17 protein-coding genes and 1 pseudogene are annotated in these 16003 nt (G+C 53.6%); all 18 read left to right on the top strand.

The annotated features are described in order from the left end of the window. The first annotated feature begins 4 nt into the window (after positions 1–4). The 18 genes and pseudogenes from O1724_RS16215 (at position 5) to O1724_RS16130 (ending at position 15988) form a co-directional block, all read left to right on the top strand. Complete coding sequence (locus O1724_RS16215) at positions 5–853, top strand: head maturation protease, ClpP-related (protein WP_047717738.1); 849 nt, start codon at positions 5–7, stop codon at positions 851–853. A 9-nt stretch (positions 854–862) separates the two neighbouring features. Then, the gene (locus tag O1724_RS16210; protein ID WP_032622508.1) at positions 863–2074 is read left to right on the top strand and encodes a phage major capsid protein; all 1212 of its coding nucleotides are present in this window, start codon (positions 863–865) and stop codon (positions 2072–2074) included. A gap of 42 nt (positions 2075–2116) precedes the next feature. Further along, positions 2117–2443, top strand: a complete 327-nt coding sequence (locus tag O1724_RS16205; RefSeq protein ID WP_252457766.1) for a head-tail connector protein — start codon at positions 2117–2119, stop codon at positions 2441–2443. An 8-nt stretch (positions 2444–2451) separates the two neighbouring features. Beyond that, positions 2452–2790 (top strand): phage head closure protein, encoded by a 339-nt coding sequence (locus O1724_RS16200; RefSeq protein WP_058691674.1) that lies wholly within the window; start codon positions 2452–2454, stop codon positions 2788–2790. Beyond that, positions 2787–3236 carry an HK97-gp10 family putative phage morphogenesis protein gene (locus O1724_RS16195; protein WP_032622505.1) on the top strand — a complete coding sequence of 150 codons (450 nt, stop codon included), beginning with the start codon at positions 2787–2789 and terminating at the stop codon, positions 3234–3236. The genes O1724_RS16200 and O1724_RS16195 overlap by 4 nt, the downstream gene beginning before the upstream one ends. Beyond that, positions 3233–3580: a DUF3168 domain-containing protein gene (gp17, locus tag O1724_RS16190; protein ID WP_251842305.1), complete on the top strand. Its 348-nt coding sequence runs from the start codon at positions 3233–3235 to the stop codon at positions 3578–3580. The genes O1724_RS16195 and gp17 overlap by 4 nt, the downstream gene beginning before the upstream one ends. 59 nt (positions 3581–3639) lie before the next feature. After that, positions 3640–4065: pseudogene (locus tag O1724_RS16185) on the top strand (phage tail tube protein); the annotation flags it as partial. Between the two features lie 26 nt (positions 4066–4091). Further along, complete coding sequence (locus O1724_RS16180; protein WP_001549114.1) at positions 4092–4475, top strand: phage tail assembly chaperone; 384 nt, start codon at positions 4092–4094, stop codon at positions 4473–4475. An 8-nt stretch (positions 4476–4483) separates the two neighbouring features. Continuing rightward, positions 4484–4762: a phage tail assembly protein T gene (locus O1724_RS16175; RefSeq protein ID WP_045332808.1), complete on the top strand. Its 279-nt coding sequence runs from the start codon at positions 4484–4486 to the stop codon at positions 4760–4762. Positions 4763–4817: 55 nt separating this feature from the next. Then, positions 4818–5153 (top strand): zinc ribbon domain-containing protein, encoded by a 336-nt coding sequence (locus O1724_RS16170; RefSeq protein WP_032665364.1) that lies wholly within the window; start codon positions 4818–4820, stop codon positions 5151–5153. Between the two features lie 46 nt (positions 5154–5199). Further along, complete coding sequence (locus O1724_RS16165; RefSeq protein WP_252457648.1) at positions 5200–8691, top strand: phage tail tape measure protein; 3492 nt, start codon at positions 5200–5202, stop codon at positions 8689–8691. 2 nt (positions 8692–8693) lie between these two features. Beyond that, positions 8694–9032, top strand: coding sequence for a phage tail protein (locus tag O1724_RS16160; protein WP_045350813.1), 339 nt, complete (start codon positions 8694–8696; stop codon positions 9030–9032). Continuing rightward, on the top strand, positions 9029–9787 hold the full coding sequence (locus O1724_RS16155; RefSeq protein WP_045350814.1) for a phage minor tail protein L: 759 nt from the start codon (positions 9029–9031) through the stop codon (positions 9785–9787). Before O1724_RS16160 ends, O1724_RS16155 begins: the two co-directional genes overlap by 4 nt. Before the next feature lie 2 nt (positions 9788–9789). Further along, entirely contained in the window at positions 9790–10500 is a 711-nt protein-coding gene (locus O1724_RS16150) for a C40 family peptidase (RefSeq protein WP_023296258.1), read from the top strand. Next, positions 10500–11087 carry a tail assembly protein gene (locus O1724_RS16145; protein WP_000440211.1) on the top strand — a complete coding sequence of 196 codons (588 nt, stop codon included), beginning with the start codon at positions 10500–10502 and terminating at the stop codon, positions 11085–11087. Before O1724_RS16150 ends, O1724_RS16145 begins: the two co-directional genes overlap by 1 nt. Positions 11088–11139: 52 nt before the next feature. Continuing rightward, a complete protein-coding gene (gene gpJ / locus O1724_RS16140; RefSeq protein WP_479983896.1) occupies positions 11140–11961 on the top strand; it encodes a TipJ family phage tail tip protein in 822 nt (273 codons plus the stop codon). Between the two features lie 270 nt (positions 11962–12231). Beyond that, positions 12232–15021, top strand: a complete 2790-nt coding sequence (locus O1724_RS16135) for a TipJ family phage tail tip protein (RefSeq protein WP_479983895.1) — start codon at positions 12232–12234, stop codon at positions 15019–15021. 1 nt (position 15022) lies between these two features. Then, complete coding sequence (locus tag O1724_RS16130) at positions 15023–15988, top strand: DUF6453 family protein (RefSeq protein WP_033487176.1); 966 nt, start codon at positions 15023–15025, stop codon at positions 15986–15988. The last annotated feature ends 15 nt before the right edge of the window (positions 15989–16003 follow it).

Raw genomic sequence — 16003 nt, 5'->3', positions numbered from 1 at the left:
CCTGATGAGCAAAAAACAACTTCCGGTAGCACCGGCGGGTCGCCCCTGCGCGCGCGTTACCTGTGAAACATTACCGTCCGCACTGGACCGCTGGGACGGCGGGATCAAAGCTGCGGCCACTGACGACAACAGTATTTCTGTTTTTGATGTGATCGGGCAGGACTACTGGGGTGAAGGCGTAACAGCCAAACGTATCGCCGGTGCACTACGGGCGATGAATGGCGCCGACGTCACGGTCAATATCAACTCCCCTGGCGGTGACATGTTCGAAGGTCTGGCCATCTACAATCTTCTGCGTGAATACGAAGGCCGTGTGACGGTGAAGGTGCTCGGTATTGCCGCCAGCGCCGCCTCGGTCATTGCGATGGCCGGGGATGACATTCAGATCGGCCGTGGTGCCTTCCTGATGATCCACAACTGCTGGGTCTACGCGATGGGTAACCGCCATGACTTTGCGGAACTGGCACAGTCTCTTGAGCCCTTCGATAACGCTATGGCAGACATCTACGCGGCGCGTTCCGGCCTTGATATGGCAGCTGTTCAGAAACTGATGGATGCCGAGAGTTATATCGGTGGCAGTGACGCTGTGGCGAAGGGACTGGCAGACAGCCTGCTTTCTGCTGATGCGGTCAGTGATGGCGATGAATCACCCGCGGCCGCGCTTCGCAAACTTGATGCGCTGCTGGCTAAAACCAACACCCCGCGCTCTGAGCGCAGAAAACTCATTAAAGCCTTATCCGGTGGCATGCCTGGCGCTGTCACCACCAACGACGGTACGCCGGGCGCTGCCGAAGATATCAAACCTGAAACCCTCAATTCACTTGAAAGCGCTCTTGCGGCGTTAGTCAAATAAGGACCCTTTATGTCTGAAGTAAACGAAATTCTGAAAAAAGTCACTGCCAGCATTGAAGAGGCAACCGGCAAATTCAACGCGAAAGCAGAAGACGCACTCAAAGAGGCGCAGAAGTCAGGCAGGCTGTCAGAAGAAACAAAAGCTGCGGTTGATAAAATGGCTTCTGAGTTCAATGCGCTGCGTGAAGCTGAAAAAACCCTGAAGGCCGCAATGGGCGAACTGGAGCAACATGTTGCCCAGATGCCGCTGGCAAACGCAAAACAGGTTGTCGAGTCCGTTGGCCACCAGGTGATCTCCGCTGAAGCCCTGAAAACCTTTGCTTCCAGCGTAGAAGGCGGTAAGCGCATCAGCATCCCGGTTAAGGCCGCCCTGACTTCGGTGGATGTGCCTGATGGTGTTGTGGAGCCACAGCGCCTGCCGGGTATTGATACGGCACCGAAACAGCGCCTGTTCATCCGCGATCTGATTGCTCCAGGCCGTACGTCCTCCTCAGCTATTTTCTGGGTGCAGCAGACAGGCTTTACCAATAACGCGAAAGTGGTTCCTGAAAATACGCAGAAACCATACAGCGAAATTGAGTTCACGCCGAAAATCACTGGCGTCAGCACCATTGCCCACCTGTTCAAAGCCTCAAAGCAGATCCTGGATGACTTCGCACAGTTGCAGTCCACCGTTGATGCCGAAATGCGCTACGGGCTGAAGTATGCAGAAGAGCAGGAAATTCTCTTCGGTGATGGTACCGGCGTTCATCTGCACGGCATCGTTCCTCAGGCGTCAGCGTTCAATCCGGCGTTCACTGTCGAACAGCAGAGCGGGATTGACGATCTGCGTCTGGCAATGTTGCAGGCACAGCTGGCACGCTTCCCGGCATCTGGTCATGTTCTTCACTTCATTGACTGGGCGCGGATCGAGCTGACCAAAGACAGCCTGGGTCGTTACATTCTGGCGAATCCTGCGGCGCTGACTGGTCCGACTCTGTGGGGCCTGCCGGTTGTTGCAACGGAAGCGGCAGCCTTCCAGGGTAAATTCCTGACCGGTGCATTTAACGCTGGCGCGCAAATCTTCGACCGCGAAGATGCGAACGTGGTTATCTCCACGGAGAACGCCGACGACTTCGAGAAAAACATGATCACCATCCGTTGCGAAGAACGTCTGGCGCTGGCTGTGAAACGCCCTGAGGCGTTCGTGTACGGTTCATTCAGCACCGGCGCGGGTAGCTGATAACTATTGCGGCCTTCGGGCCGCTTTTTTCGGGGCAAACAAATGCTTGATCAGAATGTGGTGAAACAGCATTGCCGCATTGATACCGACTTTACGGGTGATGATGCTCTGCTGGAGATTTACGAAGGTGCGGCGGCCCGGTACGTCCAGACATGGACACGGCGAACGCTCTATGAAAATGAAAGCAGCCCTGGCTACGCTGACGATCCGGACCCGATACTGCTCAATGATGATGTTAAGGCAGCCATGCTACTGCTTATCGGTCACTGGTATGCAAACCGGGAATCCGTGGTCATCGGGCAAACCGTTGCAGAGGTCCCGCTTGCAGTTGAAGCCCTGCTTCAGCCATACCGAATTTACGGGGTGTAGGAGGTGTTATGCAGGCCGGAAGACTGAGAGACAGGGTGGTAATTCAGAACATTACAACATCGCGTGATCCTTCCGGTCAGCCTGTTGAAACGTGGCATGACGGTGCAGAAACCTGGGCAGAAGTAAAAGGTATCAGTGGGCGAGAGCTGGTAGCCGCTGGTGCTGAAACCGCAGTCGCCACCATCAGGGTATGGACACGATTTCGTAGCGATATAACTGCTGCGTCCAGACTCAGGGTTATGACTGGCCCGCTCAAGGGGGCGATTTTAAATATCATTGGTCCGCCGATACCTGATTCTCGCGGCATTCAGCTCGAAATTCTTTGTAAGCAGGGGATCGAAAAATGATAGAGACGAGCCTCGATTTTTCCGGTCTAAATGACATTGCAAAAGACCTGGAGGCGCTGAGCCGCGCGGAAAACAACAAGGTCCTGCGTGATGCTACGCGCGCCGGTGCCGAAGTGCTTAAGGAAGAAGTAATCGCACGCGCACCAGTGCGCACCGGGAAACTGAAAAAAAACGTGGTGGTGGTGACCCAAAAAAGCCGCCGTCGCGGGGAGATTTCTTCCGGCGTCCATATTCGTGGCGTTAACCCGCGCACCGGCAACAGCGATAACACGATGAAGGCTAATAACCCGAGAAACGCCTTTTACTGGCGATTCGTTGAAATGGGAACTGCCAACATGCCGCCACATCCTTTCATTCGTCCCGCGTTTGACGTCCGACAGGAGCAGGCGACAGAGGTCGCGATCAGGCGCATGAACCAGGCCATTGACGAGGCATTAAGCAAATGACGGAAGACGATCTCTATCCTCTGCTGGAACCGCTGGCCGGAGGTCAGGTTTATCCCTACGTTGCACCGCTCGGCAGTGACGGGAAACCGTCTGTCTCTCCACCCTGGATTATCTTTTCCATCGTCGATGATGTTTCCGCTGACGTGCTGTGTGGCCAGGCAGAGAGCATGGTTTCCGTTCAGGTCGATGTGTATTCCACTTCGATCGCTGAATCACGCTCTCTGAGAGATTTGGCGCTCTCTTCGCTTAAGCAGTTAAACCCTACAGAGGTGGTAAAAATCCCCGGGTACGAGCCAGATTATCGGCTCTACCGTGCCACCCTGGATTTTAAAGTTACCCCCTGACGATTAATTCACCCAACGAACCCGCTTAATGGCGGGTTTTCTTTTTCCAGGAGACAGCTATGTCTGCACTTTATGAAAAATCGCAGCTGACGAAGATCCTTATTTCCTCCCTGCCAGCCACCAAAGAAACGATGGATTCCGCAACCTTCCTCGATCTGAGTTGCACCATCAAAGAAATTCAGTTCACCGGTGGTCAGAAGCAGGATATCGACGTAACGACGCTTTGCTCGACCGAGCAGGAGAACATTAACGGTCTGCCTTCTCCGTCAGAAATCTCTCTGTCCGGAAACTTCTACAAGAATCCGGCGCAGGACGCCTTGCGTGATGCGTATGACAACGATACTACCTACGCGTTCCAGATTATCTTCCCGTCCGGCAAGGGCTTTAAGTTCCTGGCTGAAATCCGCCAGCACACCTGGTCTTCCGGTACCAACGGCGTAGTGGCGGCAACGTTCTCCCTGCGCCTGAAAGGTAAGCCTGAAAGCATCGAGTCTGGCTCCTGAGAGGTCGCATGAAGAATATTAAAAATCTCGCCCTGGCTAAGATGTCGGGTTTTCGTCATAAGACGGTCGCCGTTCCTGAGTGGGAAGGCGTCAAAGTGGTTCTCCGTGAGCCGTCAGGTGAAGCCTGGCTGCGCTGGCAGGAAGTGGTGAAAGCGGGTGCTGATGATGAAAATGTGTCGGTATCGGAAAAGGCACACCGTAATCTTTGCGCTGACGTGGTTCTCTTCATTGACGTCCTGTGCGACACCGATAAGCAACCGGTATTCAGCGTAGACGAAGAAGAGCAGGTGCGTGAAATCTACGGCCCCGTCCATTCACGCCTGCTCAAACAGGCGCTTGACCTGATCAACAATGCGGACGAAGCGCGGGAAAAGTCTCAACCCCCGGCGTAAAGTTTCTGATGTCGCTTGCGCTCCGGATGGGGCGCACGCTCTCAGAGCTTCGGCAGAATATGACGGCAAGCGAGCTTCTGATGTGGATTGAGTTCGACAGGCAAAGTCCGGTTGGCGATATCCGTGGCGACATTCAGGCAGCTCAGCTCGTCTCTGCCATCTACGGTTCGCAGGGGGCAAAAGTACCGCTGGACGATGCGATCCTGCGCTGGGGTGGTGACGAGCAATCAGAACCGAAGGACCCGTTTGCAGGGCTTGAGGCTGCACTTACAGCTGCAACTCAGTGACTTTTTACCCAGAAAACATTAGGATTTTAGCCACTAATAATTCTGGGGATAGAAAATGGAAATTTTACTTGTTTCAATTGTAATAGGCTTAGTTCCAGCCTTAATAGCTCAAAGCAAAGGCCGCTCTTTCTTTGCTTGGTGGGTTTATGGTGCATTGCTGTTTATTATTGCCTTTGTACACTCGCTGGTAATTAAGAAAGATGTTGCAGCTGAAGAAAAAGACTTAATTGAAAATGAGGGTATGAAAAAGTGTCCGTTCTGTGCGGAAATAATCAAAAACGCAGCCATTAAATGTAAACATTGTGGCAGTGATTTGATGGCCGAATCACCTCCGGCTAAAACCGATGAAGAATACCTTGAAGAAGCCAGGCAAAAGGTCTGGAAACAATAAAAATAAAACCGCTTCGGCGGTTTTTTTACGTCTGGAGTTTGGATAAATGGCAACCTTACGCGAATTAATAATCAAAATTTCCGCCAATTCTCAATCTTTCCAGACGGAAATTTCCCGCGCCTCACGAATGGGGCAGGATTATTACCGCACCATGCAGAATGGCGGTCGGCAGGCCGCCGCTGCTGCCAGAGAGAGCGAAAGGGCGCTCTCTGATTTGACCGCCGGATTTGCATCTGCTGGAAGGGCTGCCGCCGCAGCTACGGCAGCCTTTGCAACGGGTAAAATTGTGCAGATTGCTGATGAATGGAACTCCGTAAACGCTCGTCTCAAACAGGCATCATCTTCTGCTGATGATTTTGCCGCTTCACAGCGTCAGTTAATGGAAATCAGCCAAAGAACCGGCACGGCATTTTCAGATAACGCAAACCTTTTTTCCCGCGCAGCAGCCTCAATGCGCGAGTACGGCTATAGCTCTGACGAAGTTCTGAAAATTACAGAAGCTGTCTCTACCGGCCTAAAACTTTCTGGGGCTAACACTCAGGAGGCGAGTTCTGTTATCACTCAGTTCAGCCAGGCGCTCGCACAAGGCGTTCTTCGTGGTGAAGAATTTAATGCCGTTAACGAAGCCGGTGATCGGGTAATCCGCGCTCTGGCTGCGGGAATGGGTGTAGCCCGTAAAGACCTCAAGAGCATGGCTGACCAGGGACAGCTTACGATTGATAAGGTTGTCCCAGCTTTAATGAGCCAGTTAGGAGCGTTGCAGGGCGAATTTGCCAGCATGCCACAAACGGTTTCTGGGTCCCTTCAAAAAGTAACTAACTCATTCATGGCCTGGGTGGGCGGTGTAAACCAGGCAACCGGTGCTACTGATGCGCTGTCTGGCGGATTGGATAATGTTGCCCAGACGCTTGATTCCTTTACCTCATCAGCAGTGAGCGGCGCGCTGAGTGACGTTGCTGACAATATGTCAACAATTACAACAGTCGCTGGGGCGCTTGTTGGCGTGGGGCTGGCTCGCTACCTAAGCGGAGTTGTAACCAGCGCCACGAGTGCAACAGGTGCGCTAATTTCAGCGGCTAAGTCAGAGGTTGCACTTGCTGTTGCGCAGGATAAAGCGGCTCAGTCTGCTGTTGCAGCTTCAAGGGCAGAAGTTTATCGAGCCCAGCAGGCTGTTCAGCGATCGCGAAGCGCAGATGTTCAGGCCGCCCAGCAAGAGAAAATTGCGGCAGCAGAGGCAAAAGTTACAGCAGCGCAAGCCAGACTGACAACCGCTCTTGCAAGTGGCACCGCTACGGAAAAAGTCAGGGCCAGAACTGCTCTTGAGCGCGCGCAGGCAGGGCTGGTGGCAGCTAAAAACGCTGATGCTCAAGCTATTGCTGAAAGGCGTCTGTCCGCGACCCAGGCTTCATTAAGCCGGAACCTCGCAAACCGCGTTTCGACTCAAAGCAATCTCAATAGCGTAACATCTGTCGGTACTCGCCTGATGAGTGGTGCGCTTGGCCTGATTGGCGGCGTGCCGGGTCTGGTGATGCTGGGAGCAGGAGCCTGGTATGCGATGTATCAGAATCAGGAGCAGGCCCGTCGTTCGGCGCAGGAATACGCCACCACGATTGATGAAGTCAGTAAAAAGTCGAAGGCAATGTCTTTGCCTGAAGCTTCAGACAATGCTGAGAAGACGCGCGCAGCATTGAATGAGCAGAACAGGCTGATAGATGAACAAAAGAGCAAGATCGAAAATCTGAAAGAGCAGATAGCTGGTTATCAGTCAGTGATCAGTAAGCCCGGTCCAACGACCAGCGGTGGTTTCATGATTAACCACCTGACATCTTTGGATACCGTGACCCGTGGACTGGCTACAGCCACTGAACAGTTATCTGTTGAGCAGGAAAGACTTGCTCAGATGCAGGAGAAATCTGCCTCTATCCAACAGGTTCTTGAAGGTCTTGAGCATCGGCGTGTGACGTTAATTCGGGAGGAGGCGGCAAATCAGAACCGGGCTTATCAATCACTTCTGTTGATGAATGGGCAGCACGATGAACTTAATCGATTGCTCGGTCTGGGTAACCAACTCCTTATGGCCCGGCAAGGGCTGGCTAACGTCCCGCTCAGACTCCCTCAGGCCGACCTCGACAAAAAACAAACCGATGCCCTCGAAAAGAGCCGCCGGGATCTGGAGTTGTCACGCCTGAAGGGTGAAGCAAAAGAGCGCCTGAGACTGAGTTATGCAGCCGATGACCTGGGGTTAACCAGTGATCCGCAATTCCAGACAGGCCGTCAGGAGTTGATTAATAACGGTCTTGCTGAATGGCGGAATAATGAGGCCAACAAACCTAAGGCGAAGGGCGGTAAAACCGAAGGCGAGAAAACCGAGGATGTGTATAAGCGCCTTATCAAGCAGCAAAAAGAGCAGATTGCCCTGCAAGGCCAGAATACTGAACTGGCGAAGGTTAAATACCAGGTCAGCCAGGGCGAACTTGCTTCTCTGACAGAAGCCCAGAAAAAGACGGTATTGCAGAATGCTGCGCTGATTGACCAGGTTAAATTACGTGAGCAACTGCGAAATTACGAAGCCAACCTTGCTGACAGTAACGCAAGCGCCCGCGCAGCCAATGAAGCGCAACTGCTGGGCTACGGGCAGGGAACCAGGTTCCGTGAAAGACTTCAGGAGCAGTTCAATCTGCGTAAGGAGTTTGAGCAGAAGAATACCGATCTTCTCCGCCAGCGTCAGGCTGGTGAAATCGACGAGACGTTCTATCAGCAGGGGCTGGCACTTAATAAGCGCTACCTCGAAGAGCGCCTGCGCGACCAGGAGGGATATTACGCCGCTTCTGATGCGCAGCGTGACGACTGGATGACGGGACTGTCTGAGGGTTATGCGAACTGGGTGGACGAAGCTACTGATTATTCTTCCATGGCCGCTGACGGCATGAAGCAGGCCATGGGTGGCGCGGTCACCACGATCACCGACATGCTCAATGGCAACGTTGACAGCTGGAAGGACTGGGGCGTGAGCGTACTGAAGATTATCCAGAACGTTCTGGTGAACATGGCTGTTGCTAATGGCGTCAGCTCAATTGGATCACTGTTCAGTTTTGGTGCCTCGTCAGCCGCAACCGCCAGCAGCGGTACCGCTATTCAGAATGCTGGCGCGAACTTTACCTTTAATGCGAAGGGTAATGTTTACGACTCTCCGTCCCTGAGCGCTTACAGCAATGGCGTTTTCCAGACGCCTCAGCTGTTTGCTTTTGCCAAAGGCGCAGGGGTTTTTGCCGAGGCTGGTCCGGAAGCCATTATGCCGCTTACGCGCGCCGCTGATGGTTCGCTGGGCGTTCGGGCAGTTGGTACTCCGCAGGTCTCCGGCGGTGTGCCTTCAGTTAACTTCGGCGATATCAATATTCAGGGTGGATCACCACAGGCAGCCAGTCAGGGAACCGCCGGAGCAGCAGGCAGGCAGCTTAAGGATGCCATCACTGGTGTCATTAACGAACAGGCCAGCATGCCGGGCTCGCCTCTGTGGCGATTAATCAAGGGAGTTTAACCATGGCAGTCGAAACCTTCAGCTGGTGCCCAAAGGTTACCTCTCAGGTTGATACAAGTTTTCGTACCCGAAAGGCGCAGTTTGGCGATGGCTATACACAGGTGGCCGGGGACGGCATCAACCCGGTAACACCTCAGTGGAGCGTGAGCTTTACCGGCGATGAGGCTTACATTCAGGCCATTAAAAACTTTCTGAACAGACATGCAGGGTGGAAGTCATTTATCTGGAAGCCACCGCTTGAGCCTTCAGGTTTATGGCGCGCGGAATCCTTCCAGATATCTACCCACGGCAACAAAAAATACACCCTCAGCAGCACATTCATACAGGCATACCATCCATGAGTATTTCATCTGATGTCCAGAAACTGGAGCCGGGTAAGCGCGTCCGCCTGATTGAGGTAGACGGCTCAGCGTTCGGTGCGGGTATTCTTCGCTTTCACAACGAGACAATCCCGCATACCGAGGCGGAAATCATCGCCGCAGGCGGCGACGAGTCAAAACTTGAGCCGAAGTCGGTGTGGTGGCAGGGGCAGGAGTATGGCGCGTGGCCGTATGAACTGACCGGCATATCTGTAAGCAGTGACGGCCAGAGTTCACGGCCGTCACTCACTGTTGCAAACATCAGCGGTACGATTGGCGCGCTGTGCCGCAGGTTTCAGGGGATGGCTAAAGCAAAGGTGATCATCCATGACACCTTCGCTCACTACCTGGACGCAAGAAATTTTCCTGGCGGGAACCCGACTGCGAATCCCAACGAGGAGCGCAAACAGGTTTATTACATCGACCGTAAATCAGGGTCAGACGATGAAACCGTAGAGTTTGAGCTTTCAAGTCCAGCCGATTTGCGAGGGCAACTCATTCCGACCCGGCAAATTCAGCCAATGTGCACGTGGTGCATGCGGGGCTGGTACAAAACCGGGAACGGCTGCACCTACGCCGGGCAAAACGGCTGGTTCGATAAAGACGGCAATCGGGTGGACGATCCTTCACAGGATGTTTGCTCCGGATTGCTGTCAACGGGCTGTAAACCTCGCTTCGGAGAGAATGAACAGCTGGATTATGGCGGGTTCCCCGGCTCTTCACTTCTGAGAGGATAATCATGCGCGACAAAACAGTTAGCGCCATTCTGGCGCATGCCGCCGCATCCTTCCCCGAGGAGTGCTGTGGCGTGGTTATTCAGAAGGGGCGGGTGGAGAAATACATCCCCTGCAAAAATAATGCTGAGTCGCCGACTGAGCAATTTGAACTTAATCCTGAGGATTATGCGGCCGCTGAAGAGCAGGGCACTGTGGTGGCGATCGTCCACAGCCATCCCGGCGACGGGGCAACAACTCAGCCGAGCGAGCTCGACATGCTGATGTGTGATGCCACGGAACTGCCCTGGATTATTGCATCGTGGCCGGAGGGCGACATTCGCACCGTCATGCCTCGCGGAGACCGCCCCCTTACAGGGCGCCAGTTTGTACTCGGGTATGCAGACTGCTGGTCTCTCATCATGGACTATTTCCGCATCGAGCACGGCATTGAACTGCCCAACTACAGCGTAGATCGCCACTGGTGGGAGCAGGGCGAAAACCTCTATATGGATAACTGGCAGGAATGCGGTTTCCGTGAGTACGACGGTCCCGCTCAGCCAGGTGACATGGTTATCATGCAGGTTCAGTCCACCGTCCCAAACCATGCCGGGATTTTGCTTGATGGCAACATGCTACTGCATCACATGTATGGCCAGCTAAGCCAGCGTATTCCCTACGGTGGCTATTACCGTGACCGTACCATCAAAATTCTGCGTTATAAGGATTTGATGTAATGGAAAGAAAAACCGTTATCAAACTCAGCGGCTCAATGGCTCAGCGATTTGGCAGGACACATCGCCGTGCACTAACGTCCGCCAGCGAAGTTTTCAGGGCGCTTTCTAACACCATTGATGGATTTGATTCCTACCTGCGCGAGACCAGAGCGAAAGGGCTGGACTTTGTCATCTTCCGAAACCAAATAAACATAGGCAAGGAAGAGTTTGATCTTCTTGGGCCTGGTGATGAGCTCCGCATTATCCCTGTCATACGCGGTAGTAAAAGGGCGGGGCTCTTTCAAATTGTTACTGCCGCCGCAATTGCGGCCTTTACCTGGTGGAACCCAATAGGATGGGCAGCAAGCACACAAATGGCACTATATGCCGCAGCTGGCTCTATGGCCGTTGGCGGTGTAGTGCAAATGCTCTCTCCTCAGGTTTCAGGTCTGCGAATGCGTCAGGAACCTGATAACAAACCCTCCTATGCGTTTGGTGGTCCCGTTAACACGACGGCATCTGGCAATCCCGTCCCCCTGCTTTATGGGCAACGGGAAATTGGCGGTGCCATTATATCCGCCGGGGTTTATGCAGAAGATCAGCAATAAACCAAACCACGTACTGCAAGCCACCTGACGGTGGCTTTTTTATGGACGCGATATGACGACGACAATCATCAAAGGCCGCGGTAAAGGTGGCAGCAATCAGACCCGAACACCCGTTGAAGCACCGGACAGCATTCAGTCCATTGCAAGGGCAAAGGTGCTGATTGCGCTTGGAGAGGGTGAGTTCGCTGGCGGGCTTGATGGTAAAAACATTTTTCTTGGTGACTCATCTTCCTACACGCCTCTTCAGAACGCCGACGGAAGTTATAACTTCAATAATGTGAAATATGAGTTCCGTTCCGGCACTCAGGACCAGGACTACATTCAGGGCTTCCCCGGCATTGAAAACGAACTTCAGGTTTCATACGAGCTGAAACAGGCTGTGCCGTACGTGCGCGCGGTATCCAACACGCAGCTCTCTGCGCTGCGAATTCGCCTGGGATGGCCAACTCTTTTACTCCAGAAAAACAACGGTGATAAAGTCGGCACCCGCGTCGAGTATGCTATCGATCTGTCGGTCGATGGCGGGCCGTATGAAACGGTGGTTAACGGTGCGGTCGATGACAAAACCACGTCGCTTTATGAGCGCAGTCACCGCGTTAACCTTCCAAAAGCCTCGACTGGATGGCAGTTGCGGGTTCGCAGAATCACGCCGGATTCCACGAGCGTGAATATCGTCGACACCATGCGCGTTGTGGCCGTTACTGAAATTATTGACGCCAAACTTCGCTACGTTAACACAGCTCTGCTGTATGTGGAGTTTGACGCAAAGCAGTTCCCCAATGGCATCCCTCAGGTTGTGTGCAATCCGAAAGGGCGAATCATCCGTGTACCTGATACTTATGATCCCGAAACCCGCACTTACTCTGGTACATAGGAAGGCGTATTTAAATGGGCATGGACGGATAACCCTGCCTGGATTTATTACGACATCATTCTGAACGAGCGCTTCGGGCTGGGTCAAAGAATCGATGCGACTCAGATAGACAAATGGGAGTTATATCGCATCGCTCAGTATTGCGATCAGCAGGTACCAGACGGCAAGGGCGGAAGCGGGACGGAGCCTCGTTTTCGTTGCAACGTTTATATCCAGGACCGTAATGACGCCTGGACCGTACTTCGTGATCTGGCGGGTATATTTCGCGGCATGACGTACTGGGGTGACAATAAGATGTATGTCCTGGCTGATATGCCCCGCGATGTGTGGCATATCTATAACCACGCCAGCGTTGTTGAGGGTAAATTTACCTTTGCGGACCCGAGTGAAACCACCCGAAACACTGCCGCGCTGGTGAACTGGTCTGACCCAGCTAACCACTACAAAGACACGCCTGAGCCTGTTTACGATAACGATCTGGCGATGCGCTTCGATTATCGTCAGCTCGAAATGACTGCGATCGGCTGCACCAGGCAGTCAGAGGCAAACCGGCGGGGGCGCTGGGCGCTGCTTACCAACGGTATCGGCGAGCTGGTGACCTTCAGCACAGGCATGGACGTTCCCCCTGTTGGTGAGGTGATCGGCGTGGCTGCTAACGAGCTGGCCGGAAGAACTATCGGCGGCAGGGTGAGCGCGGTTAACGGCCGCAACATAACCCTCGATCGCGCCGCTGATGTGAAAGCCGGTAACAGGCTGTTTTTGAATCTTCCATCAGGCACAGCTCAGGCCAGAACCGTCCAGGCCGTTAACGGAAACACAGTCACTGTCACCACACCCTACAGCGAAACGCCGGAGGCTGAATGTAACTGGGGTGTGGACTCTGACGATCTGTTTATAGCGCTTTTCCGTGTTACGGGAACGCGGGACAACAACGACGGTACTTTCGAGGTCACCGGGACGACTTACAACCCTGATATCTATTCCGCTGTTGATACCGGCGCAAGACTGGACGAGCGGCCAGTCAGTGTCATTCCACCGGGGGTTCAGGCTCCCCCAGGAAATATTGTCGTAGACAGTTACTCTACGGTTAACCAGAACATTGCGATTACCACTATGCGCGTTGCCTGGGATTCTGTTCAGGGTGCAGTTGCTTACGAGGCGGAATGGCGGCGTGACAGCGGCAACTGGATTAGTGTGCCCCGAACGTCTTCTCTCGGCTTTGAAGTGCAGGGTATCTACTCGGGTCGCTATCTGGTCCGTGTCAGGGCGGTGAACGCCAGCGACGTTTCATCAGTATGGGCGACATCATCAGAAGTAAATCTTACGGGTAAAGTGGGCAATCCGCCGAAACCGGTCGGCTTCATCGCTTCCGATAATGTGGTATTCGGTATCGAGCTGAGCTGGGGATTCCCGGCGAACACCGACGACACGCTGAAGACGGAAATTCAGTACAGCCCGACCGGGACGGAAGACGATGCGATGCTGCTGGCCGATGTGCCTTACCCGCAGCGCAAATATCAGCAGATGGGCCTTAAGGCTGGACAAATTTTCTGGTACCGCGCGCAGCTGGTTGACCGCAGCGGAAACGAATCAGGGTATACAGACTTTGTGCGCGGTCAGGCCAGCATCGATGTATCCGATATCACCGATGCGATCCTGGAGGAGATTAAAGATTCCGAGGTATTTAAGGATCTGATTGAAAGTGCTGTAGACAGTAGCGAGAAACTGGCCGAGCTTTCTGATGCAATTAAGGAGAACGCCGATGGGCTGGCTGCCGCCGTAGGTTCGAATAAGCAGACAGCAGAAGCAATCATCGGCAACGCGCTGGCTATTGCCGATGTTGTCGTGCGCCAGACAGCCCAACAGGGCGCTAACTCTGCGACATTCGAACAGCTCCGGGAGGTGATCGCTACTGAAACGGAGGCGCGCGTAACGGATGTTACCCGTCTTGAGGCAAAAACTGCGCAGAACGAGGCGGGAGTTACCGAGGTAAGGCAGGCTCTGTCAGATGAAGCTCAGGCAAGGGCTACTGCTGTTGATCAGCTCACTGCGAGCACTCAGGTCATTTCTGATAAAGCTGATTCGGCTTCGAGTAAAGCTGACGCTGCATCAGGTAAGGCAGATGCGGCTGAACAAGCCAGCTCACAAAACACTGCTGATATCACCACGTTGCGACAGGTTGTCACAGACACGACTTCATCAATGGCATCCCGCCTGGAGGAGCTGGGAGCAAGAACCGATACTGCCAGCGGCGGCATCCAGAATAACGCTATCGCGCTAATAACGAGTACGCTGGCGCAGGCTGATCAGCGGGTGAGACTCAGTGCGCAGTACGGTGACAGCAAGGCCGACATCGATCGTATTGATAACGTCATGGCAAGCGACAGGGAGGCAACAGCACGTTCGCTGCTAAGTTTGCAGACTGACGTGAACGGCAACAAGGCATCCATCAACAGCCTGAATCAGACGTTCTCCGATTACCAGCAGGCCACCGCGACGCAGATAAACGGCATTACGGCGACCATCAACGGGCACACTTCAGCGATCACCACCAACGCGCAGGCCATTGCGAACGTCAACGGCGACCTGAAGGCGATGTACAGCATCAAGGTTGCCGTGGATGCGAACGGAAAACAGTATGCTGCTGGTATGGGGATTGGTGTTGAGAATACTCCATCTGGCATGCAGTCGCAGGTATTATTCCTCGCAGATCGTTTTGCAGTGATGATGCAGGCAGGAGGAACCCCTACCATCGTCTTCACCACGCAAAATGGTCAGTTGATAATCCGCGATGCTGTTATCGGGGAGGGGACGATCGGTAACAGTAAAATCGGTAATTACATCCAGTCATCAACCTGGGATGGGACAGGGAATGTCGGATGGCATATCAACAAGTCCGGGTATGCCGTGTTTAACAACGTGACCGTTCGTGGCTCGATTTACGCCACAACGGGTAACTTTGGATTCAGTGGGCCGAACAAGGCGACGGTGATAGACAGTAATGGTGTAACTATCAACCTGACCGGAGGCGGCCGTATCGTACTTGGAGAATGGACATAACATGCCAAGAGGACTACTAATTGATCTGAATGATGGCGGAAAGCGGATGGAGATAACGGCGGGTCTTCGGTGCCCGTCTTTTGGAGCCTACTTTGACAGTGGATACCAGAAAGCCAAATACGCTGATATTGCCGGTTATGTTTCCGGGGCGCAGGTGCTGTTTATCCCGCACGCGACAGCTTACCTTGATTCAGGGCTGCTTCATAAAATGAACTCGGTCACCATATCCGGTGGCCGTGTGACGCAGAACTCCACGATGAAGGACGTAAGCATCAGTGAGCGTGAGAGTACGTACACGTTCCCCGGAAGCATCTGGCAGATATTTCCTCCTGGCCAGCGTAAAGGAGAAGGCCTGCTTATTGATGACAGTACTGACTTCCTGGCGATTACCAATGCCACGCAGTCAGGGCAGTGTATCTGGAAGGGGACCGTCAATGTCCCCACTGGCGGCTGGGCAGTTCCCACAATAGCGGGATACGACAAGTCCAAATATATCGTCTTTGGGCGCTGCAATAGCGGTAACACAGTCGATTTCGATGGCAACACGGTCAGGTTCTTCAGCCCTCCATCCACCAACGATGACGCTCCGACAACCGGCACGATTGATATCGTCATATTCGCCAGTGGTGTGACGCCGCAGCCGGGAACGGGGCTAAACATCTTCAATGCAGCCGGGGCCTGCACGTTTTCAACGACAAAGCGGCCTTTCGTCTACCTCAACCAGCTCTGGACGCCTTCAAAAAATGCCGTGAGCATCGGCAGCGGGTATGTTCCGCTGGGTAGGTTCGGGCTGATGGCTCACGAAGTTAATGGCATGTACGTGTATAGAATGTTCGGAATAAAAATACAGAACGGCAGTGCTTCAGTTCAGGGTGGGAAATATCTGGGGCGCGAGCGGTATGCAATTTTTGGTAATGACACGGTAACGCCACTGAACCTTCCCGTTCTCCCCGATATGTACGTCTGAATAAACTGTCTTTTT

The sequence above is a fragment of the Enterobacter cloacae complex sp. HYC074_NIDB genome (assembly GCF_056673345.1).
Note: the sequence above shows the minus strand (reverse complement) of the source record. Positions and strands in the feature narration are given on the sequence as shown.

What these genes read in the sequence shown, in the direction of transcription:
- O1724_RS16215 (WP_047717738.1), top strand. Translation starts at nt 5, where the DNA reads ATGAGCAAAAAACAACTTCCGGTAGCACCGGCGGGTCGCCCCTGCGCG.
- O1724_RS16210 (WP_032622508.1), top strand. Translation starts at nt 863, where the DNA reads ATGTCTGAAGTAAACGAAATTCTGAAAAAAGTCACTGCCAGCATTGAA.
- O1724_RS16205 (WP_252457766.1), top strand. Translation starts at nt 2,117, where the DNA reads ATGCTTGATCAGAATGTGGTGAAACAGCATTGCCGCATTGATACCGAC.
- O1724_RS16200 (WP_058691674.1), top strand. Translation starts at nt 2,452, where the DNA reads ATGCAGGCCGGAAGACTGAGAGACAGGGTGGTAATTCAGAACATTACA.
- O1724_RS16195 (WP_032622505.1), top strand. Translation starts at nt 2,787, where the DNA reads ATGATAGAGACGAGCCTCGATTTTTCCGGTCTAAATGACATTGCAAAA.
- gp17 (WP_251842305.1), top strand. Translation starts at nt 3,233, where the DNA reads ATGACGGAAGACGATCTCTATCCTCTGCTGGAACCGCTGGCCGGAGGT.
- O1724_RS16180 (WP_001549114.1), top strand. Translation starts at nt 4,092, where the DNA reads ATGAAGAATATTAAAAATCTCGCCCTGGCTAAGATGTCGGGTTTTCGT.
- O1724_RS16175 (WP_045332808.1), top strand. Translation starts at nt 4,484, where the DNA reads ATGTCGCTTGCGCTCCGGATGGGGCGCACGCTCTCAGAGCTTCGGCAG.
- O1724_RS16170 (WP_032665364.1), top strand. Translation starts at nt 4,818, where the DNA reads ATGGAAATTTTACTTGTTTCAATTGTAATAGGCTTAGTTCCAGCCTTA.
- O1724_RS16165 (WP_252457648.1), top strand. Translation starts at nt 5,200, where the DNA reads ATGGCAACCTTACGCGAATTAATAATCAAAATTTCCGCCAATTCTCAA.
- O1724_RS16160 (WP_045350813.1), top strand. Translation starts at nt 8,694, where the DNA reads ATGGCAGTCGAAACCTTCAGCTGGTGCCCAAAGGTTACCTCTCAGGTT.
- O1724_RS16155 (WP_045350814.1), top strand. Translation starts at nt 9,029, where the DNA reads ATGAGTATTTCATCTGATGTCCAGAAACTGGAGCCGGGTAAGCGCGTC.
- O1724_RS16150 (WP_023296258.1), top strand. Translation starts at nt 9,790, where the DNA reads ATGCGCGACAAAACAGTTAGCGCCATTCTGGCGCATGCCGCCGCATCC.
- O1724_RS16145 (WP_000440211.1), top strand. Translation starts at nt 10,500, where the DNA reads ATGGAAAGAAAAACCGTTATCAAACTCAGCGGCTCAATGGCTCAGCGA.
- gpJ (WP_479983896.1), top strand. Translation starts at nt 11,140, where the DNA reads ATGACGACGACAATCATCAAAGGCCGCGGTAAAGGTGGCAGCAATCAG.
- O1724_RS16135 (WP_479983895.1), top strand. Translation starts at nt 12,232, where the DNA reads ATGACGTACTGGGGTGACAATAAGATGTATGTCCTGGCTGATATGCCC.
- O1724_RS16130 (WP_033487176.1), top strand. Translation starts at nt 15,023, where the DNA reads ATGCCAAGAGGACTACTAATTGATCTGAATGATGGCGGAAAGCGGATG.